The organism is Mycobacterium sp. NGS33 (assembly GCF_059812885.1).
The window spans coordinates 620,750-644,119 of record NZ_JCALDN010000001.1 but is presented as its reverse complement, the minus strand read 5'-3'; the positions used below and the strand labels follow the sequence as shown (position 1 = coordinate 644,119).

The 23,370-nt window shown below is 69.2% G+C and carries 22 protein-coding genes and 1 pseudogene; 14 read left to right on the top strand and 9 right to left on the bottom strand.

Annotated elements, in window-relative coordinates:
- Positions 1-2 precede the first annotated feature (2 nt).
- Positions 3-416 carry a DUF3151 domain-containing protein gene (locus AC5Y5B_RS02880; RefSeq protein ID WP_112635469.1) on the top strand — a complete coding sequence of 138 codons (414 nt, stop codon included), beginning with the start codon at positions 3-5 and terminating at the stop codon, positions 414-416.
- Between the two features lie 4 nt (positions 417-420).
- Here AC5Y5B_RS02880 and AC5Y5B_RS02875 read toward each other — a convergent pair whose 3' ends face one another.
- Genes AC5Y5B_RS02875 through AC5Y5B_RS02865 form a run of 3 tightly spaced genes read right to left on the bottom strand, consistent with a single transcriptional unit; the run spans position 421 to position 2,740 of the window.
- Positions 421-1,317 carry a cation diffusion facilitator family transporter gene (locus AC5Y5B_RS02875; RefSeq protein ID WP_500003340.1) on the bottom strand — a complete coding sequence of 299 codons (897 nt, stop codon included), beginning with the start codon at positions 1,315-1,317 and terminating at the stop codon, positions 421-423.
- 40 nt (positions 1,318-1,357) lie between these two features.
- Entirely contained in the window at positions 1,358-2,140 is a 783-nt protein-coding gene (locus tag AC5Y5B_RS02870) for a site-2 protease family protein (RefSeq protein WP_112635463.1), read from the bottom strand.
- A gap of 9 nt (positions 2,141-2,149) precedes the next feature.
- Positions 2,150-2,740: a peptidase M50 gene (locus AC5Y5B_RS02865; protein WP_289176277.1), complete on the bottom strand. Its 591-nt coding sequence runs from the start codon at positions 2,738-2,740 to the stop codon at positions 2,150-2,152.
- Positions 2,741-3,147: 407 nt separating this feature from the next.
- On the opposite strand from AC5Y5B_RS02865, the gene AC5Y5B_RS02860 reads away from it, so the two are divergent.
- From AC5Y5B_RS02860 to AC5Y5B_RS02835, 6 genes are all read left to right on the top strand, one after another.
- Positions 3,148-4,056, top strand: coding sequence for a histidine phosphatase family protein (locus AC5Y5B_RS02860; RefSeq protein ID WP_500003832.1), 909 nt, complete (start codon positions 3,148-3,150; stop codon positions 4,054-4,056).
- A gap of 106 nt (positions 4,057-4,162) precedes the next feature.
- Positions 4,163-5,461, top strand: coding sequence for an adenylosuccinate synthase (locus tag AC5Y5B_RS02855; RefSeq protein WP_112631715.1), 1,299 nt, complete (start codon positions 4,163-4,165; stop codon positions 5,459-5,461).
- Positions 5,458-6,105, top strand: a complete 648-nt coding sequence (locus tag AC5Y5B_RS02850) for a PaaI family thioesterase (RefSeq protein WP_112631714.1) — start codon at positions 5,458-5,460, stop codon at positions 6,103-6,105. The genes AC5Y5B_RS02855 and AC5Y5B_RS02850 overlap by 4 nt, the downstream gene beginning before the upstream one ends.
- Positions 6,106-6,145: 40 nt before the next feature.
- Positions 6,146-7,390, top strand: a complete 1,245-nt coding sequence (purT, locus tag AC5Y5B_RS02845) for a formate-dependent phosphoribosylglycinamide formyltransferase (protein ID WP_500003337.1) — start codon at positions 6,146-6,148, stop codon at positions 7,388-7,390.
- Positions 7,391-7,563: 173 nt separating this feature from the next.
- A complete protein-coding gene (locus AC5Y5B_RS02840; RefSeq protein ID WP_500003335.1) occupies positions 7,564-8,004 on the top strand; it encodes a rhodanese-like domain-containing protein in 441 nt (146 codons plus the stop codon).
- Between the two features lie 7 nt (positions 8,005-8,011).
- The gene (locus AC5Y5B_RS02835; RefSeq protein ID WP_500003332.1) at positions 8,012-9,238 is read left to right on the top strand and encodes an O-succinylhomoserine sulfhydrylase; all 1,227 of its coding nucleotides are present in this window, start codon (positions 8,012-8,014) and stop codon (positions 9,236-9,238) included.
- Here the strand turns inward: AC5Y5B_RS02835 and AC5Y5B_RS02830 are convergent.
- The 5 genes and pseudogenes from AC5Y5B_RS02830 to AC5Y5B_RS02810 all read right to left on the bottom strand — a co-directional run bounded on the left by AC5Y5B_RS02830 (position 9,235) and on the right by AC5Y5B_RS02810 (position 15,109).
- Entirely contained in the window at positions 9,235-10,614 is a 1,380-nt protein-coding gene (locus tag AC5Y5B_RS02830) for an NAD(P)/FAD-dependent oxidoreductase (protein ID WP_112631710.1), read from the bottom strand. The two genes, AC5Y5B_RS02835 and AC5Y5B_RS02830, sit on opposite strands and share 4 nt — an antisense overlap.
- Positions 10,615-11,496: 882 nt before the next feature.
- Positions 11,497-12,098, bottom strand: a pseudogene (locus tag AC5Y5B_RS02825) (hypothetical protein).
- Between the two features lie 5 nt (positions 12,099-12,103).
- A complete protein-coding gene (locus AC5Y5B_RS02820; protein ID WP_112631708.1) occupies positions 12,104-12,766 on the bottom strand; it encodes a TetR/AcrR family transcriptional regulator in 663 nt (220 codons plus the stop codon).
- Positions 12,766-13,914: an acyl-CoA dehydrogenase family protein gene (locus AC5Y5B_RS02815; RefSeq protein ID WP_500003325.1), complete on the bottom strand. Its 1,149-nt coding sequence runs from the start codon at positions 13,912-13,914 to the stop codon at positions 12,766-12,768. Before AC5Y5B_RS02815 ends, AC5Y5B_RS02820 begins: the two co-directional genes overlap by 1 nt.
- Positions 13,915-13,924: 10 nt before the next feature.
- Positions 13,925-15,109, bottom strand: coding sequence for an acyl-CoA dehydrogenase family protein (locus AC5Y5B_RS02810; RefSeq protein WP_500003322.1), 1,185 nt, complete (start codon positions 15,107-15,109; stop codon positions 13,925-13,927).
- A 136-nt stretch (positions 15,110-15,245) separates the two neighbouring features.
- Between AC5Y5B_RS02810 and AC5Y5B_RS02805 the strand changes: the two genes are divergently transcribed.
- From AC5Y5B_RS02805 to AC5Y5B_RS02795, 3 genes are read left to right on the top strand one after another with little or no spacing between them, the layout of a single operon-like run.
- Positions 15,246-15,617 carry a DUF3054 domain-containing protein gene (locus tag AC5Y5B_RS02805; RefSeq protein WP_112631705.1) on the top strand — a complete coding sequence of 124 codons (372 nt, stop codon included), beginning with the start codon at positions 15,246-15,248 and terminating at the stop codon, positions 15,615-15,617.
- Positions 15,618-15,624: 7 nt separating this feature from the next.
- Complete coding sequence (locus AC5Y5B_RS02800; RefSeq protein ID WP_500003318.1) at positions 15,625-16,506, top strand: SAM-dependent methyltransferase; 882 nt, start codon at positions 15,625-15,627, stop codon at positions 16,504-16,506.
- A gap of 6 nt (positions 16,507-16,512) precedes the next feature.
- Positions 16,513-17,013, top strand: coding sequence for a GNAT family N-acetyltransferase (locus tag AC5Y5B_RS02795; RefSeq protein WP_112631703.1), 501 nt, complete (start codon positions 16,513-16,515; stop codon positions 17,011-17,013).
- 260 nt (positions 17,014-17,273) lie between these two features.
- Here the strand turns inward: AC5Y5B_RS02795 and AC5Y5B_RS02790 are convergent, their stop codons facing one another.
- Complete coding sequence (locus AC5Y5B_RS02790) at positions 17,274-18,020, bottom strand: MBL fold metallo-hydrolase (protein ID WP_112631702.1); 747 nt, start codon at positions 18,018-18,020, stop codon at positions 17,274-17,276.
- Between the two features lie 97 nt (positions 18,021-18,117).
- On the opposite strand from AC5Y5B_RS02790, the gene fgd reads away from it, so the two are divergent.
- The 4 genes from fgd to AC5Y5B_RS02770 all read left to right on the top strand — a co-directional run bounded on the left by fgd (position 18,118) and on the right by AC5Y5B_RS02770 (position 23,298).
- Entirely contained in the window at positions 18,118-19,128 is a 1,011-nt protein-coding gene (gene fgd / locus AC5Y5B_RS02785) for a glucose-6-phosphate dehydrogenase (coenzyme-F420) (RefSeq protein WP_007768513.1), read from the top strand.
- Positions 19,129-19,151: 23 nt separating this feature from the next.
- Entirely contained in the window at positions 19,152-21,218 is a 2,067-nt protein-coding gene (gene pta / locus AC5Y5B_RS02780; RefSeq protein ID WP_112631701.1) for a phosphate acetyltransferase, read from the top strand.
- A complete protein-coding gene (locus AC5Y5B_RS02775; protein ID WP_500003315.1) occupies positions 21,215-22,381 on the top strand; it encodes an acetate kinase in 1,167 nt (388 codons plus the stop codon). The genes pta and AC5Y5B_RS02775 overlap by 4 nt, the downstream gene beginning before the upstream one ends.
- A gap of 62 nt (positions 22,382-22,443) precedes the next feature.
- Entirely contained in the window at positions 22,444-23,298 is an 855-nt protein-coding gene (locus AC5Y5B_RS02770) for an endonuclease domain-containing protein (RefSeq protein WP_500003313.1), read from the top strand.
- The last annotated feature ends 72 nt before the right edge of the window (positions 23,299-23,370 follow it).

The window sequence follows — 23,370 nt, the reverse complement described above, 5'->3', positions numbered from 1 at the left end:
CCATGACGCCGATGGGAGATCTTCTAGGGCCCGACCCGATCCTGCTGCCCGGAGATACCGATGCCGAGGCGGAACTGCTCGCCGGTGAAAAGCCCGGCATCGTCGCCGCCGCGCATCCGACCGCGTCGGTGGCCTGGGCGGCCCTGGCTGAGCAGGCGCTGGCCGACGACCAGGCCATCACCGCCTACGCCTACGCGCGCACCGGCTACCACCGCGGCCTGGACCAGCTGCGCAGAAACGGCTGGAAGGGCTTCGGGCCGGTGCCTTATGCGCACGAACCCAACCGCGGCTTCCTGCGCTGCGTGGCGGCCCTGGCGCGCGCCGCCGACACCATCGGCGAGACCGACGAGTACGCGCGCTGCCTGGACCTGCTCGACGACTGCGACCCCGGGGCGCGCGCCGCGCTGGGGCTGTGACGCCCTAAAAGCTGTCCGAACAGTCGCTGTCGTCGGGGCAGTCGATCTGGACGGTGGCGTGCTCGAGCCCGCGCGCCGAGAGCACCGCGCGCGCGTCGTGCAGCACCCGGGCGGAGTCGCCGGTGCTGATCAGGTGCGCGGTGCACATGTCCTTGCCGGGCGACAGCGTCCACACGTGCAGGTCGTGCACGTCGATCACGCCGTCGACGGCACCGAGCGCGGCGCGCAGCTCCTCGACGTCGATGTGGGTCGGCGACGATTCGGAGAGGATCCGCAGCGCGTCGCGGGCCAGCGAGATGGCCCGGGGCAGCACCCACAGCGCCACGAGCACGGCCACCACCACGTCGGCGTAGGGCCAGTGGGTCGTCACCGTCACCACGCCGGCGATCAGCACGCCCAGGCTCCCGACGGTGTCGGCCACGACTTCCATGTAGGCGCCCTTGACCGCCAGGCTGCCCGACGAGTGCGAACGCAACAGCAGCGCGACGCCGAAGTTGGCGGCCAGCCCGGCCAGCGCGACCACGATCATCGGCACGCCGGGCACGGCCGGGGCCTCGCGCAGGCGCCGGATGGCCTCGTAGAGGATGAACGCCGCGACGCCGATCAGCAGCGCCGCGTTGGCGACGGCGGTGAACACCTCGGCGCGGTGCCAGCCGTAGGTGCGCGCGGGCGACGAGCTGCCGCGGCGGGCCAGCGTGACGGCGGCCAGCCCCATGAACACGGCGACGACGTCGGTCAGCATGTGGCCGGCGTCGGCCAGCAGCGCGATCGAGTTGATCAGCAACGAGGTGGCCAGCTCGACCACGAAGAATGCCGCCAGAATCGCCGCGGCCATGATCATGCGCGGGATCAGCCGAGCGTGGTCCGTCTCGGCCGGGGTGTGGTTGTGGCCTGCGCCCATGGCCCGGAATATATGCGTCAAAGCGCATATATGGCAAGGGTCAGAACCAGCGGCTCCAGAACCGGGTCAGCGCGTTGCCCCAACCCACCAGCACGCCCGGCACGCCGGACAGGTCGAACAGCGACAGCACCAGCCCGAAGAACCATTGGTTGAGCACCGGGGCCAGCAGCAGGAACAGCAGGATGACAAAGCCCCACTGCTTGGCCGGTGCCAGCGCCCGCTGGGTCTCGCGGCTCAGGTGCGGTTCCAGGGCGTCGTATCCGTCCAGGCCCGGGATGGGCAGCAGATTGAGCAGCACGGCGGTGAGCTGGAGGAACGCGAGGAAGGCCACCCCGGACCACAACACCACGTGCGCCGGGTCGAAGAACGACCGCGTCACCACCAGCAACAGCACCGCCAGCACGAGGTTGGCCGCCGGGCCCGCGAGGCTGACCAGGGTGCGCCGGGCGGGGGTCATGAACCAGGTCCGCAGGTAGACCGCCGCGCCGGGCAGGCCGATCCCGCCCAGCGCGATGACGACCATCGGCAGCGCCAGCGATAGCCCGGGATGGGCGTAGCGGCGCGGGTCCAGGGTCAGGTACCCGCGCACGGAGTCATCGTGATCGCCGAACCGCCAGGCGGTCAGCGCGTGCCCGAATTCGTGCAGGCACAGCGAGACCAGCCAGCCGGCGATCACGAAGACGAAGACCCCGGCGTAGGCCAGCGGCCGTGCGCTGGCCCCGGCAGACCAGGCCAGCGCGCCGCCGCCGGCCGTCAAGGCGAGCAGGCCCAAAAAGATCGGGCTGGGCCGTACCGATTCGTGTTGGGAGGCAGGGAAGCTCACCGAACGAAACTAGCGGACCAGCAGCCAGCCTTCGATGTGGCGGTAGAACGCCGACCGTCGCGCGGTGCGGGGCGCGGGGACGCTGTCGCGCAGCACGGCGACTCCCGTGCTGCCCAGCTGGGCCGCGCGGCCGGTGACCCAGCCGCGCCACGGCCGGCCGAGTCCGCGGCCGCCGACCGCCGCGCGCAGCCCCGGCATGGTCAGCGTGGGCTCGATCCACACGGCGGCGGCGTCGCCGTCGAACAGCGTCGTGTCGTCGACGACCGCCTCCCCGTGGATGCACCGTGCGTCATCCGGCGGCAGCCAGCCCGCCCGCCCGACGATCACCGATCCGGTCTCGTCGCGGATCAGCGGCACCCGCCCAGCGGCGCCACGCCCGGCCCGCCGCGCCGCCCGGCGCCCGGCCGGCAGCCGATAGATCCGGGTCGCCGGGGTGCGCCGGCGCGCCACGTAGGCAACCTCGATGTCGAGCCGCTCGGCGCGCAGCAGCCGGGTCAGCACCGCGGCCAGCCCGGCGTCGTCGCCCACCACGACCAGCCGCCGATGCGGGCCGATGGCGGCATCGATGTCGGTTTCGCTGACCACCCGGTGGGTGTGCATGCCCCGCAAGGCCCGGTAGCGGGGCCGTTGGCCGAACAGCAGGGCCGCGACGGATCGATCTCCTTGCGTCACAGTCCATCCAATCACGCGGTGCTCAATGCCGTTGTCTACCAGCATCTCTGGCCAAAGATGGCCGCGGCGCCGGAAGGGCTCGCGATAACGACACAGTCACAACATGGTGTCGACTGCGAAAGTTGTTGCAACGCTGCCGGTAAACAACCGGATACTTTACTCCTGCCACAGGGCCGGCGTTGCGCGGAATCCCGCCACGAGTGGTTAAGGGAACGGAGAACTACCATTCGCCGATTTACCGTCGTCTTGTCAACCGCGCGAACCGCATTGGTCGCGTCGGGTGCCGGCCCCACGCACTTGCGGTGCTGAAGAGGCAACTGCGCCGCGTCGGGGCCGTGTGGCTTTCGATTGTCCTGGCGTGCAGTGGATCTGCGACGGCCTCGGCGGACGAATCGATCGTGATCGACTTGGTGCGGCACGGGCAGTCGACGGCCAACGCGGCGAGCCTGATCGACACGGCGCCGCCGGGGGCATCGCTCACCGCGCTTGGTCAGCAACAGGCTCAGGCCGTCGCCGGCGTCCTCGCGGCCAATGGTCCGGTCGCCGCGATCTTCGCGTCGCAGTTGATCAGGACGCAGCAGACCGCGGCGCCGCTGGCTTCCGCGTTGGGGATGAATGTGCAGGCGTTGCCGGGGCTCAACGAGATCGACGCCGGCGCTTTCAACGGCCAGCCGCAAATCAGCCTCGGCGGGCTGGCCTATCTGCTGGCCCCGGTCGCGTGGCTGCTCGGGCTGCGGATCGTGCCGATGCTGGCCCCCGGCTCCACCGACTCCAACGGCTTCGAGTTCCGCAGGCGTTTCAACGGGGCGCTGCAAACCGTGTACGGGAACGCCGCGACCAACGCCGGCGGCTTCGGTGACGCGCTGCAGACGATGTACACGAGCGCGGTGGCCAACCCGGTCCGCGCCGCCAACAGCAGGATCACCGAGGTGGCGTTCTCCAGCGAGTTCGCCATCGGCGTCGGCACGATGATGAGCGTGAAGAACCCCGATCCGTTGCTCCTGCTTTTCGATCCGCTGCCCAATACGGGCATCGTCGTGATCGAGGGCAGCCCCCACGATGGCTGGACGCTGATCAGCTGGAACGGGAAACCGGTGCACGCGGGCTGGTCGGGCGCAAGGAGCGCCCGCGGCGCCAACGGCCTGTGCCTGATGCTGGACGCGTCTTCTCGGACCGGTGTGTGCGCGACCAAACCGCCCGCGTCGGCAAGTGCACCGGTCGGGGCGTCTCCTGGCTTAAGCTGATTTGCCCGGCTCCGCAGCCGGCCACCGGCGGCCCGCGTGGTCGCCAGGCTAGGGTGGGTCACCGGCTGGACCACAATACGCAGGCGAGATCAGGTGGGAGCGTGTCATGCCGGCAATCGTCCTCATCGGCGCCCAATGGGGTGACGAGGGCAAAGGGAAGGCCACCGATTTGCTCGGTGGGCGAGTGCAGTGGGTGGTGCGCTACCAGGGCGGCAACAACGCCGGGCACACGGTCGTCTTGCCCACCGGCGAGAACTTCGCGCTGCACCTGATCCCGTCGGGGGTGCTCACGCCCGGCGTCACCAACGTCATCGGCAACGGTGTGGTGGTCGACCCGGGCGTCCTGCTCGACGAGCTCAAGGGCCTCGAGGACCGCGGGGTGGACACCTCCAAGCTGCTCATCTCCGCCGACGCGCACCTGCTGTTGCCCTACCACGTCGCCATCGACAAGGTGACCGAGCGCTACATGGGCAACAAGAAGATCGGCACCACCGGCCGCGGCATCGGTCCCTGCTACCAGGACAAGATCGCCCGCATGGGCATCCGGGTCGCCGACGTGCTCGACCGGGAGGTCCTGACGCATAAGGTCGAAGCCGCGCTGGAGCTCAAAAACCAGATCCTGGTCAAGATCTACAACCGCAAGGCGCTCGACCCGCACCAGGTGGTCGAGGCGCTGCTGGAGCAGGCCGAGGGTTTTCGGCACCGCATCGCCGACACCCGCCTGCTGCTCAACACCGCGCTGGAGGCCGGCGAGACCGTCCTGCTGGAGGGCTCGCAGGGCACCCTGCTCGACGTCGACCACGGCACCTATCCGTATGTGACGTCGTCGAATCCGACCGCCGGCGGCGCCGCCGTGGGGTCGGGCATCGGCCCCACCCGGATCACCACCGTGCTGGGGATCCTCAAGGCCTACACCACCCGCGTCGGGTCGGGCCCGTTCCCGACCGAGCTGTTCGACGAGAACGGCGAATACCTGTCGAAGACGGGCGGGGAATTCGGCGTCACCACCGGACGGCGCCGGCGCTGCGGCTGGTTCGACGCCGTCATCGCCCGCTACGCCACCCGGGTCAACGGCATCACCGACTTCTTCCTGACCAAGCTCGACGTGCTGTCCAGCCTGGAGACGGTCCCGGTGTGCGTCGGCTACCAGATCGACGGGGCGCGCATCCACGAGATGCCGATGACGCAAAGCGACCTGGCGCGCGCCGAACCCATCTACGAAGAGCTGCCCGGCTGGTGGGAGGACATCTCGCACGCGCGGGAATTCGACGACCTGCCCGCCAAGGCGCGCGACTACGTGCTGCGGCTGGAAGAGCTTGCGGGAGCCCACATTTCGTGCATCGGCGTGGGCCCCGGGCGGGAACAGACCATCGTGCGCCGCGACGTGCTGGCAGCCCGCCCGTGACGGATGCCGCCCAGGACCCCAAAGACCTCGACCCCGACTACGAACACCACGGCGGCTTCCCCGAATACGGGGTGGCCAGCCCGGGCCCGGGCTTCGGGCGGTTCGTGGCGGCCATGCGGCGCCTGCAGGACCTCGCGGTGTCGGCCGACCCCGACGACGACGTGTGGGACGACGCGGCCGACCGTGTCACGGCGCTGACCGACCTGCTGGGCCCGTTCCAGGCCGCCGTGGAAGGCCAGGCGCCCGCGGGGCGCACACCCGACCTGCCCGGCATGGGCAGCCTGCTGTTGCCGCCCTGGACGTTGACGCGCTACGAGCCCGACGGCTGCGAGATGCGGGGCCGCTTCACCCGGTTTCACGTCGGAGGCAACTACGCGGTGCACGGCGGCGTGCTGCCGCTGTTGTTCGACCACATGTTCGGGATGGTCTCCCACGCCTCGAACCGCCCGATCAGCCGGACCGCGTTCCTGCACGTCGACTACCGCAAGATCACCCCGATCGATGCGCCGCTGGTGGTGCGCGGACGGGTCACCAGCACCGAGGGGCGCAAGGCGTTCGTGTCCGCGGAATTGACCGACGCCGACGACGCGCTGCTGGCCGAGGCCAACGGCCTGATGGTGCAGTTACTCCCAGGCCAGCCCTGAGATCGGCGGCCCGCGGCGGCAACCGACCTATCCTTGACCCGTGACTGACGGCGTGAGCGACGGACGGGACGACGAAACGACGGCGCTCGTCGTGCCCCAGCAAGCCCCGGCACGCGCCGAGGCCCCCGCCGACGGCAGGCCCACGGTGGTGCTCCTGGGTGCCGGCGAGATCGGCCGGGAGCTGGCGATCGACCTGGGGCGCCTCGGCGCCCGGGTGGTCGCCGTCGACGCCCGCCCGCACGCGCCCGCGCACGGCGTGGCCGATGAGGCGCTGGTGCTCGCGCTGGGCGACGCCACCGAGCTGTCCGCGGCGCTGCAGCGGCTGCACCCCGACTTCGTGGTGACCGCGACCGACTCCGTCGCGGTCGAGGCCCTCGAGAAGCTCGCCGCCGGATCCGGTGGCGACCACCCCGTGCTGGTGCCCAGCGCTCGCGCCGTGCGGCTCAGCGCCGACCGCGAGGGCCTGCGCCGCTTGGCCGCCGACGAGCTGGGGCTGCCCACCGCGCCGTTCTGGTTCGTCGGGTCGCTGGGCGAACTCGAGGCGGTGGGCGCGCACGCCGGATATCCGTTATTGGTCAAGCCGGTGGCCGGTCAGACTGGATCCGCACAGTCGGTGGCGGCGCGCCGCGAAGACCTCGGGCCGGCCTGGCAGCGGGCGGTGGGCGGTCATGCGGGGCCGGGCCAGCCCCGGGTGCTGGCCGAAACCGTGGTCGAGGTCGAGTGCTACGTGACGCTGTTGGCGGTGCGCAGCGACGGCCCGGCGGGCCCGGCGATCGAATTCTGTTCGCCCATCGGTCATCGCGACTCCGGCGGTCAGGTGCTGGAATCCTGGCAGCCGCAGAAGTTGAGCGCGGCGGCGACGGACGCCGCGAGGTCGATCGCCGCGCGGATCGTCAAGGCGCTGGGCGGCCGCGGCGTCTTCGCCGTCGAATTGATGATCAACGGCGACGAGGTGTATTTCGCTGATGTCACCGCGCACCCGACCGAGAGCGCCTGGGTGACGCTGCGCAGCCAGCGCCTGTCGGCCTTCGAGCTGCAGGCCCGCACCGTGTTGGGTCTGCCGGTGGACACCATGATGGTGTCGCCGGCCGCCACTCGCGTTATCGAGCCGGTCGACTCCCATGACCGCGCCGCGTTGGGTGGCGCGTTGAGCGTGCCCGAAAGCGACCTGCGCGTCCTCGGGGGCGGTTACCGGGCCCTGGCCACCGCCCCGGAGGTGACGGCGGCGCGAGAGCGTGCGGGCCAGGTCGCAGGCCGGCTGGCCGCGCCGCGCTCACCCGCCTGAGCCCGGCCGGCGTGGGCCGGGAACCCACCGCCGCCAGTGGGGTACGGCGGGGGCCTCGATACCATCTCAGGTCAGGTAATCGCTGTGGGTACGGGGGGAATCCGGCCGGGGCTGGACCGCCCGGGCGCGGATAGTGTGGCTGACAACGCGTACGAAGAACGAGGGAAACGAGCATGAGCACAGAGCGCGCACACTCCTACGCCGGGGACATCTCGCCCCTGGACGCATGGAAGATGCTCAGCGACAACCCCAACGCCGTGCTGGTCGACGTGCGGACCGACGCCGAATGGCGATTCGTCGGTGTGCCGGATCTGTCCAGCCTCGGGCGCGAGGTGTTGTTCCTGGAGTGGAATTCGTCCGAAGGGCGGCGCAACGAGAAATTCGGCGAGCAACTGCGCGAGCAGGTGGCGCCGGCGCAGGGCGAGGCGGAACGTCCGGTGCTGTTCCTGTGCCGCTCGGGTAACCGCTCCATCGGCGCCGCCGAGGTGGCCACGGAGCTGGGCATCACACCGGCCTACAACATCCTGGACGGCTTCGAGGGCCAACTCGACGCGAACGGTCACCGGGGCGAAACCGGTTGGCGGGCCATCGGATTGCCTTGGAAGCAGGGCTGAAACGGCGATGACCCCGGCCGACGACGATTCCATTCGCACGCCCGCGGCGTTGCCCGAGGGAGTCAGCCAGGCGACCATCGGTGTGCGCGGCGGGCTGTTGCGTTCGGGATTCGACGAGACCGCCGAGGCGATGTATCTGACGTCGGGCTATGTCTACGAGTCGGCGGCGGTGGCCGAGCAGTCGTTCACCGGCGAGGTGGACCACTTCGTCTACTCGCGCTACGGCAACCCGACCGTGACGATGTTCGAGGAGCGGCTGCGCCTGTTGGAGGGGGCGCCGGCGGCGTTCGCCACCGCGAGCGGCATGGCGGCGGTGTTCACCTCGCTGGGCGCGTTGCTGGGGGCGGGGGACCGGTTGGTGGCCTCGCGCAGCCTGTTCGGTTCCTGTTTCGTGGTGTGCAACGAGATCCTGCCGCGGTGGGGGGTCGAGACCGTCTTCGTCGACGGCGACGACCTGGCCCAGTGGGAGCAGGCATTGTCGGTGCCCACCACGGCCGTGTTCTTCGAGACGCCGTCGAATCCGATGCAGTCGCTGGTCGATATCGCCGCGGTGTGCGAGCTTGCCCACGCAGCGGGCGCAAAGGTGGTGTTGGACAACGTTTTTGCCACACCGCTCCTGCAACAGGGCATTCCCCTTGGCGTCGACGTGGTGGTGTATTCGGGCACCAAGCACATCGACGGTCAGGGCCGGGTGCTCGGCGGGGCCATTCTGGGCGACAAGGAGTACATCGACGGCCCGGTGCAGAAGCTGATGCGGCACACCGGCCCGGCGTTGAGCGCATTCAACGCCTGGGTGTTGGTCAAAGGGCTTGAGACGATGGCGGTCCGGGTGGACCACAGCAATTCGTCGGCGTTGCGGATCGCCGAATTCCTGGAAAGCCATCCGGCCGTGAGCTGGGTGCGCTACCCGTACCTGTCCTCGCACCCGCAATACGACCTGGCCAAGCGCCAGATGTCGGGCGGGGGAACGGTGATCACCTTCGCGCTCGACTGCCCGGACGGCGTGGCCAAACAGCGGGCCTTCGAGGTGCTGGACAAGCTGGCGCTGATCGACATCTCGAACAACCTCGGTGACGCCAAATCCCTTGTGACACATCCGGCGACCACCACGCACCGGGCGATGGGCCCGGAGGGTCGCGCGGCGATCGGGCTCGGCGATGGCGTGGTGCGCATCTCCGTCGGGCTGGAGGGCACCGACGATCTGATCGCCGACATCGACCGGGCGTTGGGCTAGCCGGCCTGTTTTTCGGCGGAGTCGACGTGCTCGGCGGCCGCCAGCGTCCCGTCCTGCGCTTGCCGCTCCAGCCAGTCCACCACCGGCCGGGCGTAAATCATCTGGCTGGTGATGGCCATCTGGCCGCGGGTGCGGCCCAGGAACGAGATGCCCCAGGCGAACATGGCGGCCAGCCGGTTGCGGTGGCCGATCAGGTAGTACAGGTGCAGCAGCAGCCACGCGAGCCAGGCGATGAATCCGGCGAACTCCACCTTGCCGACCTGCGCGACGGCGCTGTAGCGCGAGATCAGCGCCATGCTGCCCTTGTTGACGTATTTGAACGGCTTGCGTTCGGCCGGGTTGTCGTCGCCCTTGACGGCGCGCTTGATGAGGGTGGCCGCGTACTTGGCGCCCTGGATCGCGCCCTGCGCCATGCCGGGGACGTCGGGCACCGACATCAGATCGCCGACGACGAAGACGTACGGGTGTCCCTTGACGGTGAGGTCGGGCTCGACGATTACCCTGCCGGCGCGGTCGGTTTCGGTTCCGTCGGACTGTTCGGCGAGCATCGCGCCCAGTGAGCTGGCTTGCACCCCCGCCGCCCACACCTTGCACGCGCATTCGATGCGGCGCTCGCTGCCATCCTTTTCCTTGACGGTGATGCCCATGTAGTCGACCGCGGTCACCATCGCGTTCAGCTGCACCTCGACATCCATCTTCTCCAGCCGCCGTTGCGCCTTGAGGCCGAGTTTCGGTCCCATCGGGGGCAGCACCGCGGGCGCCGCGTCCAGCAGGATGACGCGGCATTCGCTGGGAGTGATCGTCCGGAACGCCCCGGCCAGGGTGCGCTCGGCCAGCTGCACGATTTCACCAGCCAACTCCACACCCGTCGGCCCGGCCCCGACCACCACGAAGGTCAGCCGGCGCTTGCGCTCGGCCGGGTCCGTCGCGACCTCGGCCGCCTCGAACGCGCCCAGGATACGGCCGCGCAGCTCCAGGGCGTCGTCGATGCTCTTCATCCCGGGCGCGAACGCGGCGTACTCGTCGTGGCCGAAATAGGACTGCTGCGCGCCGGCGGCCACGATCAGGCTGTCGTAGGGCGTCACCGTCTCCATGCCCATCAGGTGGGATCTGACGGTCTTCGCGGTGAGGTCGATGGCCGAGACGTCGCCCCACAACACCCGGACGTTCTTTTGACGGCGCAGGATCAGCCTGGTGGTCGGCGCGATGTCGCCCTCGGACAGGATGCCGGTGGCCACCTGATACAGCAGCGGCTGGAAAAGATGCGTGGTTGTCCTCGAGATCACGGTGATGTCGACGTCGGCGCGCTTGAGCGCCTTGGCCGCGGACAGCCCGCCGAAGCCGCTTCCGATGATGACGACGCGATGGCGCGACATGCCTGTCCCTTCTGCGTGGGCCTGGGTGCCGATCTTCCCCAGCGCATGTCCACCGTACGACGCCACCCCGCAGAAAGGCGAGCATCGGACCGAACGCGGATGCCGCGCGACGACCACAGATGGCCGGCGGCCCTCTGGCCCGTAGTGAAACCCGTTGCAGGAGACCGAGTCTGGAGATCACCGGTGGGGTGGCTGCGCGCCAAGACGCCCCGGGTCCACCCGAAAGGCTCTGTGTCGTACGGGATCCCGACCGGAGCCGCGCCGTGCCATGGGCGCGTGTCGCGGCCCCGGCCGGTCACCCGTTGATCTTCGCCACGCGAAGTTTTATGCGAACGAAAAGCCACAAATTGCTTTGTGGCTTTTCGGTTACTGCACCGCTATCCGGTGCAGGTCAAACCGGGTCCGCAGTCGATAACTAGCGGAACCGTACAAGCCGAGGTCATCGGTGCTGCGAGAGCAATGACCAAGGCGAGGACGATTTTGCCGGTACGACGTGACATAAGAACCCCCTTCGTCTGGGAGACGATTGTCTGATGCCCGACGCGGGCGAGTTTACGCGGTCAACCGCTCGCGGCTAAGGGATTTCGTGAATATTGCCGCTCGATTCGTCAAACGGGCGATTCGCGATCGCCGGCGGTACGCGGCGGCGGTGGCGTGAATTCAATTTCAGCAAAATCGGGCACCGGCGGGAAATGGAAATATCCTGCGCCGCTATCCCGGCGGGGCTATATTGGGTCGCTATTCAACCGCTACTGGGGGCGGTGTGCGCACAGCGGATATGAATTCAAAAGAGCGCGCGGGCCGGCGGTGTCCGGATCGCGGCGAAAGTGTCGATCCGGCAATTGGTTTCACCGCAGGGGCCGTGGTACCCGCGCTCGGGGCCTAGAACGGCCACGCGTTGGCGTCGGTCTTGTACTTGCCGTTGAGGTCGCTGCAGAAGTCGGCGGCGGTGCCGGCGAGCAGGATGTAATACGTCTCGCCGCGGCGGCTTTCGTACGAGGTGGGGGTGGTCCAGCCGTTGTTGCACATCGCGGCTTCGCCACCGGCCGACGACTTGCGCCAGTTGGTCTTGGCGCAGGCGACCAGGCCGTCGACGTTCGGCGTGGCGCTCTTGGCCGCCACCACCATCGCGCCGCCCCACTGGCCGTCGTTGCGTCGGTAGGCGCGGGCGCCGAAGCCGGCGTTGTTGGTCTGGCAGGTCAGCGCCCTGCGCAGCAGGGCGAAGGGGCCCGACAGCTGCTGGTTGGCGGCCCCGGCCGCGGCGTTGATGAACTGCGCCGCGTCCGAACCGTCCACCTCCTGCACGACGTTAGGGTTGCCAAAGCTGAAGAGCTGCTGGGAGATTCCCTGTCCGGCCGTCGAGCCGCCGCCGATGATCGGCCCGCTGCCGCCGTGGGGTCGGCGCCCGCCGCGGGCACGCCGGCGGCGGCGCCCAGGGCCAGCAGCGCGATCGTGCTGCGAATCCGGCGCGCGGTGAGTCTCATGACCTTTATTTCAGCACGTCTGCGTAGTCGGCGCGGCGGTCGTCGGCGATCAATCCGGTCAGCACGTGGCGCGTCTGCAGGGCGATGTACTGATCGAGGCTGTAGTTCGTCCCGAAGTGCCAGTGTTTGAGCGCCCAGCCGTGGGCGAGCAGCAGGATGTCGAACACGGTGAGATCGACGTCGACGCCGCGGAAGACGCCCCGCGCGATGCCCGCCTCGATCACCGCGCGCAGCGGTGCGGCGGTGGCGATTTCGAGGTCCTTGATCTGGCTGCGGCCGGGCGACCCGAGGGTGCGGCTCTCGCGGTAGGTCAGCACCACGCCGTCGAGGTTGGCGTCGACGATCTCGATGTAGCGGCGCACGCCCGCCCTCAGCTGGTCGACGACGTCGTCGCCGGCCGCGGCGATGACCGGTGCCAGTTGATCGCGGAACGCGTCCAGGATCCGCACGATCGTCGCGAGCAGCAGGTCCTCCTTGCCGCCGAAGTAGGTGTAGATCAGGCCGACGGAGACCTTGGCCTCGGCCGCCAGCTCCTGCATGGACATCTGGTGAAACCCGTTGCGGCCCATGACCTTGACCGCGGCGTCGAGCACCTGGCGGCGCCGCGACTCGGCCCGGGCCGCGCGCACCGCCACCTCGACCGGAAGCTCGCTGTAGTCGACGGCCATCAGATGCCCAGGTCCTTGGCGATGATCGTCTTCATGATCTCGTTGGTGCCGCCGTAGATGGTTTGGATGCGGGCGTCGACGAAGGCGCGCGCCACGCCGTATTCGCGCATGTAGCCATACCCGCCGTGTAACTGCAGGCAGCGGTCGGCGGTGCGCACCTGCAGGTCGGTGGTCCACCACTTCAGCCGCGCGGCGCGCGCGGCGGTCAGCTCGCCCGCCAGGTGCTCGGCGAGGCAGTCGTCGAGATAGGTGCGGGCGATGTCGATTTCGGTGGCCAGTTCGGCCAGGACGAATTGGCTGTTCTGGAAGCTGGCGATCGGCGAGCCGAACGCCGTGCGGTCACGCACGTAGTCGAGCGTCTCGGCGAGGATGGCTTCGGCGGCGGCCACCGCCCCCACCCCGAGCGCCAGCCGCTCCTGGGGCAGGTTGTTCATCAGCTGGTAGAAGCCCTTGCCCTCTCCCTCGAGCAGATTGGCCCTCGGCACCCGCATATCGGTGAAGGTGAGCTCGCTGGTGTCCTGGGCGTGCAGGCCGATTTTCTCCAGGTTGCGGCCGCGGGAGAAGCCGGGTGTGGCGGGGTCGACCACCAGCAGCGACAGCCCGTCGTGGCGGTCCGGCGAGGTGCGCACCGCGACGACGAAGAGGTCGCCGATCTGTCCGTTGGAGATGAACGTCTTGGCGCCGTTGACGACGTAGTCGTCACCGTCGGGCACCGCCGTCGTGCGGATCCCGGCCAGATCGCTGCCGGTACCGGGCTCGGTCATCGCGATGGCGAGCACCGTCTCGCCGCTGACCACGCCGGGCAGCCAGCGCCGTTGCTGCTCGGGGGTGGTCAGATCGGTGAGATAGGGCAGCACCACGTCGTTTTGCAGCGTGAAGGCGATGGCTTCGGCGGCCGCCCCCGCCCGCTGCAACTCGTCGATGACGATCGCGTTGTAGCGGAAGTCCGCCACGCCCGGGCCACCCAGTTGCTCGGGCACCGAAAACCCCAGCAGCCCAAGCTTTCCGGCTTCGATGAACAGCGAGCGATCCCACTGGCCGTCCCGTTCCCACTTCTCGTGATTGGGCACGACCGTCCGCCGCACGAAATCGCGCACCAGTTCCCGGAACTGGTGATGCTCGGACGTGTATTCCAGGCGGGTGGCCATCGGTCTCCTGTCAGCGGAAGGCGTCGCTGCCGGTGAACGCCTGGCCGAGGACGAGCTGGTGCATCTCGGGTGTGCCCTCGTAGGTCAGCACCGATTCCAGGTTGACCATGTGCCGGATGACGGGGTACTCCAGCGATATCCCGTTGCCGCCCAATATGGTTCGCGCCGTGCGGCAGATCTTGATCGCCTCGCGGGTGTTGTTGAGCTTGCCGAAGCTGACCTGCTCGGGTCGCAGCCCGACGCTGTCCTTGAGGCGGCCGAGGTGTAGCGAGAGCAACTGGCCCTTGTGCAGCTCGACCGCCATGTCGACGAGCTTGGCCTGGGTCAGCTGGAATCCGGCGATGGGACGGCCGAACTGGGTGCGTTGCGTGGCGTAATCCAGTGCCGCCTGCCACGCGGAGCGCGCCGCCCCCATCGAGCCCCAGACGATCCCGTAGCGCGCCTCGGACAGACAGGACAGCGGCCCGCGCAGCCCCTTGGCCTCGGGCAGCATCGCCTCGGCGGGCACCCGCACGTCGTCGAGCACCAGCTCGCTGGTGATCGAGGCCCGCAGCGACAGCTTGTGATGAATCGTGTTGGCGGAGAACCCCGGTGTCTTGGTGGGCACGATGAAGCCGCGGATCCCGTCGTCGGTGGCGGCCCAGACGACCGCGACATCGGCCACCGAGCCGTTGGTGATCCACAGCTTGCGGCCGTTGAGCACCCAGTCCGAACCATCTTGGCGCGCCCGGGTTTTCATGGCCGCGGGATCGGAGCCGACGTCGGGTTCGGTCAGCCCGAAGCAGCCGAGCAGCTCGCCGGTGACCATGCCGGGCAGCCATTCCTGCTTCTGCTCCTCGGATCCGAAATTCCAGATCGCGAACATGGCCAGCGAACCCTGCACCGAGACCATCGATCGAAGGCCGGAATCGGCGGCCTCCAGCTCCACGCACGCCAGCCCGTAGTGCACGGCCGAGGCGCCGCCGCAGCCGTAGCCCTCCAGGTGCATGCCCAGCAGGCCGAGCTGGCCGAACCCCTTGGCCAGTTCCCGCACCGGGAGGTCGCCGATCTCGAACCACTCCGCCACGTGCGGCAGGACGTGCTCGGCGCAGAATTCCCTGACGGTGTCGCGCACCGCGATCTCGTCGCTGGAAAGCGAGGCGTCGAGGCCGAGCGGGTCGTCGCGGTCGAAGGCGGGCGGTGTCTGAGTGCTCATGCCCTCAGCCTGCCACCGCCGGGCCGCCGGTTACCACGCCGGACCGTCGCAGTGAATGAACATTCATTGCGGACGAATTTAGGTTCACCGCGGCTGCGCGGTCAAGGATTGTGCGGCGTCCCGGTAGTCTCGCTGCATGCTTAGGCTCCAACGGCCGGCCTGGCTCGCGGTGGACGTCATCGGCGTGCTGGTGTTCTGCGCCGTGGGGCGCCGCAGCCACGACGAAGGTCTCGACATCACCGGCGTCGCCGTGACGGCGTGGCCGTTTCTCACCGGCACCGTCGTCGGGTGGCTCGTGTCCCGCGCGTGGCGGCGGCCGACCGCGGTGGCGCCGACCGGGGTCGTCGTGTGGTTGTCCACCGTGGTCGTCGGCATGCTGTTGCGCAAGGCGAGCTCCGCGGGCGTGGCGGCAAGTTTCGTGGTGGTGGCGACGACCGTCACCGCGCTGTTGTTGCTGGGCTGGCGGGTGGTCGCCGGCCTGACCCTGCGGCGCCGCTCCGGGGTCTGAGACGACCATGGCGCAGACGGCCGACCTGGCGGTGACCGCGACCTTCGGGGCGGCGGCGCGGGCGGTGGCCACCCACCAGGGCCTGCTGAACGATCCGTTCGCCGAGCCGCTGGTGACCGCCGTCGGCATCGACTACCTCACCCGCGCGATCAAGGATCACGTCTTCGCGGCCGACGAGGGCGACGACCCGGCCATGACGGCGCTGATGGACGTGCTGGCGGCGCACACGCGGTTCGTGGACGAATTCCTCGCGGGCGCCGGCCGGGCGGGGATCCGGCAGGTGGTCATCCTGGCGGCGGGCCTGGACACCCGGGCGTACCGGCTGTGGTGGCCCAAGGGCACCACGGTCTACGAGATCGATCGGCCGCAGGTGCTCGACTTCAAGGCCGAGGTGCTGCGCGGACTGGACGCCGCGTTGGCCACCCGCCGGTGCGCGGTCGGCGTTGAGCTGCGCCAGGATTGGCCGGCGGCGCTGCGCCGGGTCGGGTTCGACGCCGCCGAGCCCACGGTCTGGGTCGCCGAGCAGTTGCTCGTCGGGTACCTGCCACCGGGCGAACAGAATCAACTGCTCGACGCCGTCACCGCGTCGAGCGCTCCCGGTAGCCGGTTCACCGCCGACCACATGCCCACGTGGAATCCGTTGCAGCTCGGGGCCGAGCGCGCCTTCGTCGAGGGCTGGCGGCAGCGCGGTCTGGACGTCGACCTGGCCAGCCTGACCTATCCCGGTGAATACCATTATGTGCCAGACTATTTGGCGTCCCACGGTTGGGAAACGACTGGCCGCCGCATCGCCGAACTGTTGGGTGCGATGGGCCTGGGCGGCCGGCGACGGACCGGGCCCGGCGACTCGGAGTTCATCCCGGAATACGTCACCGCGACACGCGTTTGATGCTTGGTGATGCCGGAATCAACGCCCCACGGCCAGCTGCGGTTCTTCTCGGCCGCCCACGACGACCCGCTGGCGCAACCGCTGCTGGCCGAACTGGCCGTCGAGTATGCGCAACGGTACGGCGGCACGCCGAGCACCCACCTGACCTGGCTGCCCGTGCCGGAGGCCGAGTTGGCGCCGCCGGACGGCGGCCTGCTGATCGGCGTGGTGGACGGCGTGCCGGTGACCGGCGGCGCGTTTCGCCGCTACGACGCCGACACCGCGGAACTGAAGCGGATCTGGACCGACGCCGCGCACCGGCGCCGCGGCTACGCGAAGGCGCTGCTGGCGGCGCTGGAGGCCGAAACCCTGGCGCGCGGCTATCGGCGGCTCTACCTGATCACCGGCAACCGGCAGCCCGAGGCCGAGGCGCTCTACGACGCGACGGGATACACCCGGATACCACCGGACCCGCTGCCGTCGTGGGGCCCGTTCGTTCCGATCGCGTTCGAGAAGTGGCTGACCTGAGCGTGTGCGTGGCCTTGGCCGTCGCCGGGTCGCCTTCGCCGTCGCCGGTTGAGTGTGAATCGTCGGCTTTCAGTGTGAATTCTTGGCGGCGACACGCCGACAGCACCCGCCCTAGGTTCACACTCAACGCCGACGATTCACACTCAAAGCCGTGAATTCACAGCCAGTTTCGCCAGGGCTGCTCGTGCCCGCCGGACGACCGTCTTTGGCCTATTGCCGTCGATCGGTCACCGGAGCGAGATCGGGCCCCGAATCGGCGGTCACCGAGCCAGCGAGATCGCCCGAGCGGTCGCCTCCCGGATCGGGCCGCGCCACACGTCGCCGTGCCCGGGCAACAAGACCTCGGTGTCCAGCAGCGCCAGCGCGTCCAGGCTGCGCAGCGAATTCTGCTGGCTGTGGCTGAACACCGCGGGCAGCAGCTGCGGACCACCCCGGCGCAGCAGTGGGTGCCCGGTGATCAGCGCGTCGCCGCTGACCAGCACCCCGTCCACCACGTACGAGCAATGCCCGCTGGTGTGCCCCGGGGTGAACACCGGCCTCGGCCGGCCCGGCAGCCCGTCCGCCACGTCGGCGGTCAACGGCTGGGTGGAGGGGATGCCGTCGCGGATCAGGCCGCCGCTGCGCAGCACGTGCAGGCCCCACGCCGCCCAGCGTGGCCGCCAAATACGCAGCGCCACATCGAAAACGGATGCCTGCTCCAGATATTCGCGCTTGGCGTGGCCCACTTCCTCGGCGTGGCAGTACACGGCGGTGCCGTATTCGTGGGCGAGCCAGATCGCCGAACCCAGGTGGTCGATGTGTGCGTGGGTGAGCAGCACGGCGCGCACGTCGCCGGGGCCGTAGCTCAGCTCCCGCAGCGACGACAGCACGTTCTCGCGGTCGCCGGGGTACCCGGCGTCGATCAGCAGCACGCCAGTGCCGTCGACGACCAGCGTCCAGTTAACGGCCTCGCCCTGGGCGAGGTACACCGTGTCGGTCACTTGAACAAGCGTCGGGGCCGATCCCATGCCCGCGAGTGTAGGAGCGGCGCGAGGAGCGATCGCAAGCGCTTCGCAGCCGGGCCGCGGCGGATCGCGACGGTCAAGACAGGAGTAGAAAGAACGAGTGGCTGAACTGAAACTCGGATACAAAGCGTCCGCTGAACAATTTGCACCGCGCGAGCTCGTCGAACTCGCTGTCGCCGCCGAGGGGCACGGCATGGACAGCGCCACCGTCAGTGACCACTTCCAGCCGTGGCGGCACGAGGGTGGACACGCCCCGTTCTCGCTGGCCTGGATGACCGCCGTCGGCGAGCGCACCAAGAGGCTGGTGCTGGGCACCTCGGTGCTCACCCCGACCTTCCGGTACAACCCCGCCGTCATCGCGCAGGCGTTCGCCACGATGGGGTGCCTGTATCCGGATCGCATCTTCCTCGGTGTCGGCACCGGCGAGTCGCTCAACGAGATCGCCACCGGATACGAGGGCGAGTGGCCGGAGTTCAAGGAACGCTATGCCCGGCTGCGTGAATCGGTGCGGCTGATGCGCGAACTGTGGCTGGGCGACCGCGTCGACTTCGAGGGCGAGTACTACCACACCAAGGGCGCCTCCATCTATGACGTGCCCGAGGGCGGCATCCCGATCTACATCGCCGCGGGCGGTCCGCAGGTGGCCAAGTACGCCGGCCGCGCCGGTGACGGCTTCATCTGCACCTCCGGCAAGGGCGAGGAGCTGTACAAGGACAAGCTGATGCCCGCCATGAAGGAGGGCGCGGAGGCGGCCGGCAAGAATCCCGACGACATCGACCGCATGATCGAGATCAAGATCTCCTACGACACCGACCCGGACAAGGCGCTGGAGAACACCCGGTTCTGGGCGCCGCTGTCGCTGACGGCCGAACAGAAGACCAGCATTCACGACCCGCTGGAAATGGAGAAGGCCGCCGACGAGCTGCCCATCGAGCAGGTCGCCAAGCGCTGGATCGTGGCGTCGGATCCCGACGAGGCGGTCGAAAAGGTCGGCCAGTACGTGAAATGGGGCCTCAACCACCTGGTGTTCCACGCGCCCGGCCACGACCAGCGCCGGTTCCTGGAGCTCTTCGAAAAGGACCTGGCGCCGCGGCTGCGGCGGCTGGCATAGGTCTGCGCCGCCGTGCCCATCCAGTGACAGCGATCTACATCGCGGCCCCCGAGCCGGAGACCGGCAAGTCGACGGTCGCGCTGGGGTTGCTGCACCGGCTGACCGCGACCGTCGCCAAAGTCGGTGTGTTCCGGCCCATTACGCGCTCCGACGACGGCGAGGACCGCGACTACATCCTCGAATTGTTGTTGTCGCGGACCACCGCGGGGCTGACGTACGAACAATGCGTCGGCGTCACCTATCAGCAGTTGCACGCCGACGGCGACGCGGCCATCGCCGCCATCGTCGACGCCTACCACGCGGTGGCCGACGCGTGCGACGTGGTGGTGATCGTCGGAAGCGATTACACCGACGTGACCCGGCCCGCCGAGCTTTCGACCAACGCGCGCATCGCGGTCAATCTCGGTGCGCCGCTGTTGCTGACGGTCAGCGGCAAGGGGCGCACGCCCGCCGAGGTCGCCAGCGTCGTCGAGGTCTGCCTGGCCGAACTGGACGCCCAGCACGCCCACACCGCCGCCGTGGTGGCCAACCGCTGTGAGCCCGCCGAGCTCGCCGACGTCGCCCAGGCCCTGCGTAGCTTTCCGCAGCGCAGCTACGTGCTGCCCGACGCGCCGCTGCTGTCCGCGCCGACGGTGGCCGAGCTGGAAAAGGCGGTCGGCGGAACGCCGGTCAGCGGCGAGGAGTCCCTGCGCGAGCGCGAGGTCACCGGCGTGCTGGTCGCCGGAATGACCGCCGACCACGTCCTGGAACGCCTGCGCGACGGCATGGCGGTCATCACGCCCGGTGACCGCTCCGACGTGGTGCTCGCCGTTGCCAGCGCCCATGCGGCGGAAGGCTTCCCGTCGCTGTCGTGCATCGTGCTCAACGGGGGATTTGCGCTGCATCCATCCATCGCCGCCCTGGTCGCCGGGCTTCGGCTGCGCCTGCCGATCGTCGCGACGGCGCTGGGCACCTACGACACGGCCAGCGCGGCGGCCTCGGCCCGCGGCCGGGTCACCGCGACCTCGCAACGCAAGATCGACACCGCGCTAGAGCTGATGGACAGCCACGTCGATATCGCCGATCTGCTTGCGCAGCTTGCTATTCCGATTCCCACCGTGGTCACGCCACAGATGTTCATTCACCAGCTGACGCTGCAGGCACGGGCGGATCGCAAGCACATCGTGCTACCCGAAGGGGACGACGACCGTATCCTGCGGTCGGCCGGCCGGGTGCTGCAGCGCCGCGTCGCCGACCTGACCATCCTGGGCGACGAAGGCCACATCCGCCAGCGGGCAGGAGAGCTCGGCGTAGATCTGGGCGACGCGACCGTCATCGATCCGCGCAGCAGCCCGCTGCGCCACGAATTCGCCGACCAGTACGCCGAATTGCGCAAAGCCAAGGGCGTCACCGTCGAGCAGGCCCGCGAGGCCATGCGCGACGCGACGTATTTCGGCACCATGCTGGTGTACAACTCCCATGTCGACGGCATGGTGTCCGGCGCCGCGCACACCACGGCGCACACCGTGCGGCCGGCATTCGAGATCATCAAGACGGTCCCGGATGTCTCGACGGTGTCCAGCATCTTCCTGATGTGCCTGCCCGACCGGGTGCTGGCGTACGGTGACTGTGCGATCATCCCGAACCCGACACCGGAGCAGCTGGCCGACATCGCCATCTCTTCGGCGCGCACCGCCGCGCGGTTCGGCATCGAACCGCGGGTGGCGATGCTGTCGTATTCGACCGGCGACTCCGGTACCGGTGCGGACGTCGACAAGGTCAGGGCGGCAACGGAATTGGTGCGCAAACGCGATCCCGACTTGCCGGTGGAGGGGCCCATCCAGTACGACGCCGCGATCGAACCGTCGGTCGCGGCCACCAAATTGCGCGACTCGCCGGTGGCCGGTCGTGCCACCGTGCTGATCTTTCCCGACCTCAACACCGGCAACAACACCTACAAGGCGGTGCAGCGCAGCGCGGGCGCGCTCGCCATCGGCCCGGTGCTGCAGGGCTTACGCAAGCCGGTCAATGACCTGTCGCGGGGCGCGCTGGTCGAAGACATCGTCAACACCGTGGCCATCACCGCGATCCAGGCGCAGGGACAGCCGTGACGGAAGCGAGCGGCTCGCGCCTGGTGCTGGTGATCAACTCCGGCTCGTCGTCGCTGAAATACCAAGTGGTAGATCCGGATTCGGGCGCCGCGCGGGCGACCGGCCTGGTGGAGCGGATCGGGGAGGAATCGTCGTCGGTTCCCGACCATGATGCCGCGCTGCGCCGCGCGTTCGACGCGCTGGCAGACGACGGCATCGACCTGAAGAACAGCGGCATCGTCGCGGTGGGGCATCGGGTGGTGCACGGCGGCAACACTTTCTATCAGCCCACGCTGCTCGACGACGCGATGATCGGCCGGCTGCACGAATTGTCCGAGCTGGCCCCGCTGCACAATCCGCCCGCGCTCACAGGGATCGAGGTCGCGCGAAAGCTGCTGCCCGACATCGCCCACATCGCGGTGTTCGACACCGGGTTCTTCCACGACCTGCCGCCCGCGGCGGCCACCTATGCGATCGACCGGGACCTGGCTCAGCGATATCAGATCCGCCGGTACGGTTTCCACGGCACGTCGCACCGCTACGTCAGCGAGCAGGCCGCGAGCTTCCTGGACCGGCCCGTCGGCAACCTGAAACAGATTGTGCTGCACCTGGGTAACGGTTGCTCCGCCTCGGCGATCGCCGGCACCCGGCCGTTGGACACCTCGATGGGGCTGACCCCGCTGGAGGGGCTGGTGATGGGCACCCGCAGCGGTGATATCGATCCCAGCGTCGTCGGTTACCTGTCCCACGCGGCCGACATGGGAGTCGACGACATCGAGTCGATGCTCAACCAGCGGTCGGGAGTGCTGGGGCTGTCCGGCCAGCGCGACTTTCGCCGGCTGCGCACCATGATCGAATCCGGCGACCAGGCAGCGCAATTGGCATACAGCGTGTTCACCCACCGGCTGCGCAAGTACGTCGGCGCCTACCTGGCGGTGCTGGGGCACACCGACGTCATCAGCTTCACCGCCGGCATCGGCGAGAACGACCCCGCGGTGCGCCGCGACGCGGTGGCCGGCATGGAAGAACTGGGCATCGTGCTTGACGAGCGCCGTAACCTCGGTGGCGGCAAAGGGGCGCGCCAGATTTCCGCCGACGATTCACCGATCGCCGTGCTGGTGGTGCCGACCAACGAAGAACTGGCCATCGCCCGCGACTGCGTGAGTGTGCTAGGCGCCACCTAGCCCTAGCGGCCCTGTGGATAGCCGCACACCCCGACCGACTTCCGGGTGCGAGTGTGCCCGGCATGGAGGAACCCTTCATCGGCAGCGAGGAGTTGACGTCGGGAAGGCTGAGTCGCCACCAGCTGCGGGCGGCCTATCGCGCGGTGTTTCCGAACGTCTATCTGCCCGCACACGTGGAGGCGTCGCTGCCGGTGCGCACCCGGGCCACCTGGCTTTGGTCGGGCCGCAGGGCGGTCATCGGGGGAGCGGCCGCGGCGGCGCTGCACGGTGCCGACTGGATTCCCGACGGTGTTCCGGTTGAGCTGATCCACACCAACACCCGCCCTCCGGGCGGGGTGCTGACGCGCCGGGACACGCTGCGTGCCGGCGAGACGCAGCTGCGCGACGGGCTCGCCGTCACCACACCGGCGCGAACCGCCTTCGACATCGGGCGGCGGGGCGCGGTCCGCTCGGCCGTCGTCCGGCTCGACGCGCTCGCCCGCGCAACGGGTTTCAAGGCCGAGGACGTGTTGGGGGTCGCCATGACACACCCCCGTACGCCCGGGCTGCGGCGGCTGGAGGCCGCGCTCGACCTGGTCGATCCAGGCGCACAGTCGCCGCGGGAAAGCTACTTGCGGCTGCTCCTGATCGACGCGGGCCTGCCCCGGCCGAAGACCCAGATTCCGGTGCCGGGGGTCGACGGCCTTCCGGTCGCCTACTTGGACATGGGCTGGCCGGAATCGATGGTCGCGGTGGAGTACGACGGCGATCAACATCGCACCGACCGAAGGCAATACGTCAAGGACATTCGGCGGCTGGAGATGCTCGAGCAGCTGGGGTGGATCGTGGTCCGGGTGGTCGCGGAGGACCCGCCGGCCGCGATCATCCGCCGGGTGCGGGCGGCGCTGGCGAAATCGACTGTGAATCCTTGGCTTTGAGCGTGAATCCACGGCGGCGTTTCTCGGCGTGTCGCCGCCCAGCGTTCACACTCGAAGGCCCCGGCCGGGCCA

What these genes read in the sequence shown, in the direction of transcription:
- AC5Y5B_RS02800 (WP_500003318.1), top strand. Translation starts at nt 15,625, where the DNA reads ATGGCGCAGACGGCCGACCTGGCGGTGACCGCGACCTTCGGGGCGGCG.
- AC5Y5B_RS02805 (WP_112631705.1), top strand. Translation starts at nt 15,246, where the DNA reads ATGCTTAGGCTCCAACGGCCGGCCTGGCTCGCGGTGGACGTCATCGGC.
- AC5Y5B_RS02810 (WP_500003322.1), bottom strand. Translation starts at nt 15,109, where the DNA reads ATGAGCACTCAGACACCGCCCGCCTTCGACCGCGACGACCCGCTCGGC.
- AC5Y5B_RS02875 (WP_500003340.1), bottom strand. Translation starts at nt 1,317, where the DNA reads ATGGGCGCAGGCCACAACCACACCCCGGCCGAGACGGACCACGCTCGG.
- AC5Y5B_RS02880 (WP_112635469.1), top strand. Translation starts at nt 3, where the DNA reads ATGACGCCGATGGGAGATCTTCTAGGGCCCGACCCGATCCTGCTGCCC.
- AC5Y5B_RS02865 (WP_289176277.1), bottom strand. Translation starts at nt 2,740, where the DNA reads ATGCACACCCACCGGGTGGTCAGCGAAACCGACATCGATGCCGCCATC.
- AC5Y5B_RS02855 (WP_112631715.1), top strand. Translation starts at nt 4,163, where the DNA reads ATGCCGGCAATCGTCCTCATCGGCGCCCAATGGGGTGACGAGGGCAAA.
- AC5Y5B_RS02820 (WP_112631708.1), bottom strand. Translation starts at nt 12,766, where the DNA reads ATGGCCGTCGACTACAGCGAGCTTCCGGTCGAGGTGGCGGTGCGCGCG.
- AC5Y5B_RS02840 (WP_500003335.1), top strand. Translation starts at nt 7,564, where the DNA reads ATGAGCACAGAGCGCGCACACTCCTACGCCGGGGACATCTCGCCCCTG.
- AC5Y5B_RS02830 (WP_112631710.1), bottom strand. Translation starts at nt 10,614, where the DNA reads ATGTCGCGCCATCGCGTCGTCATCATCGGAAGCGGCTTCGGCGGGCTG.
- AC5Y5B_RS02835 (WP_500003332.1), top strand. Translation starts at nt 8,012, where the DNA reads ATGACCCCGGCCGACGACGATTCCATTCGCACGCCCGCGGCGTTGCCC.
- AC5Y5B_RS02815 (WP_500003325.1), bottom strand. Translation starts at nt 13,914, where the DNA reads ATGGCCACCCGCCTGGAATACACGTCCGAGCATCACCAGTTCCGGGAA.
- AC5Y5B_RS02770 (WP_500003313.1), top strand. Translation starts at nt 22,444, where the DNA reads ATGGAGGAACCCTTCATCGGCAGCGAGGAGTTGACGTCGGGAAGGCTG.
- AC5Y5B_RS02790 (WP_112631702.1), bottom strand. Translation starts at nt 18,020, where the DNA reads ATGGGATCGGCCCCGACGCTTGTTCAAGTGACCGACACGGTGTACCTC.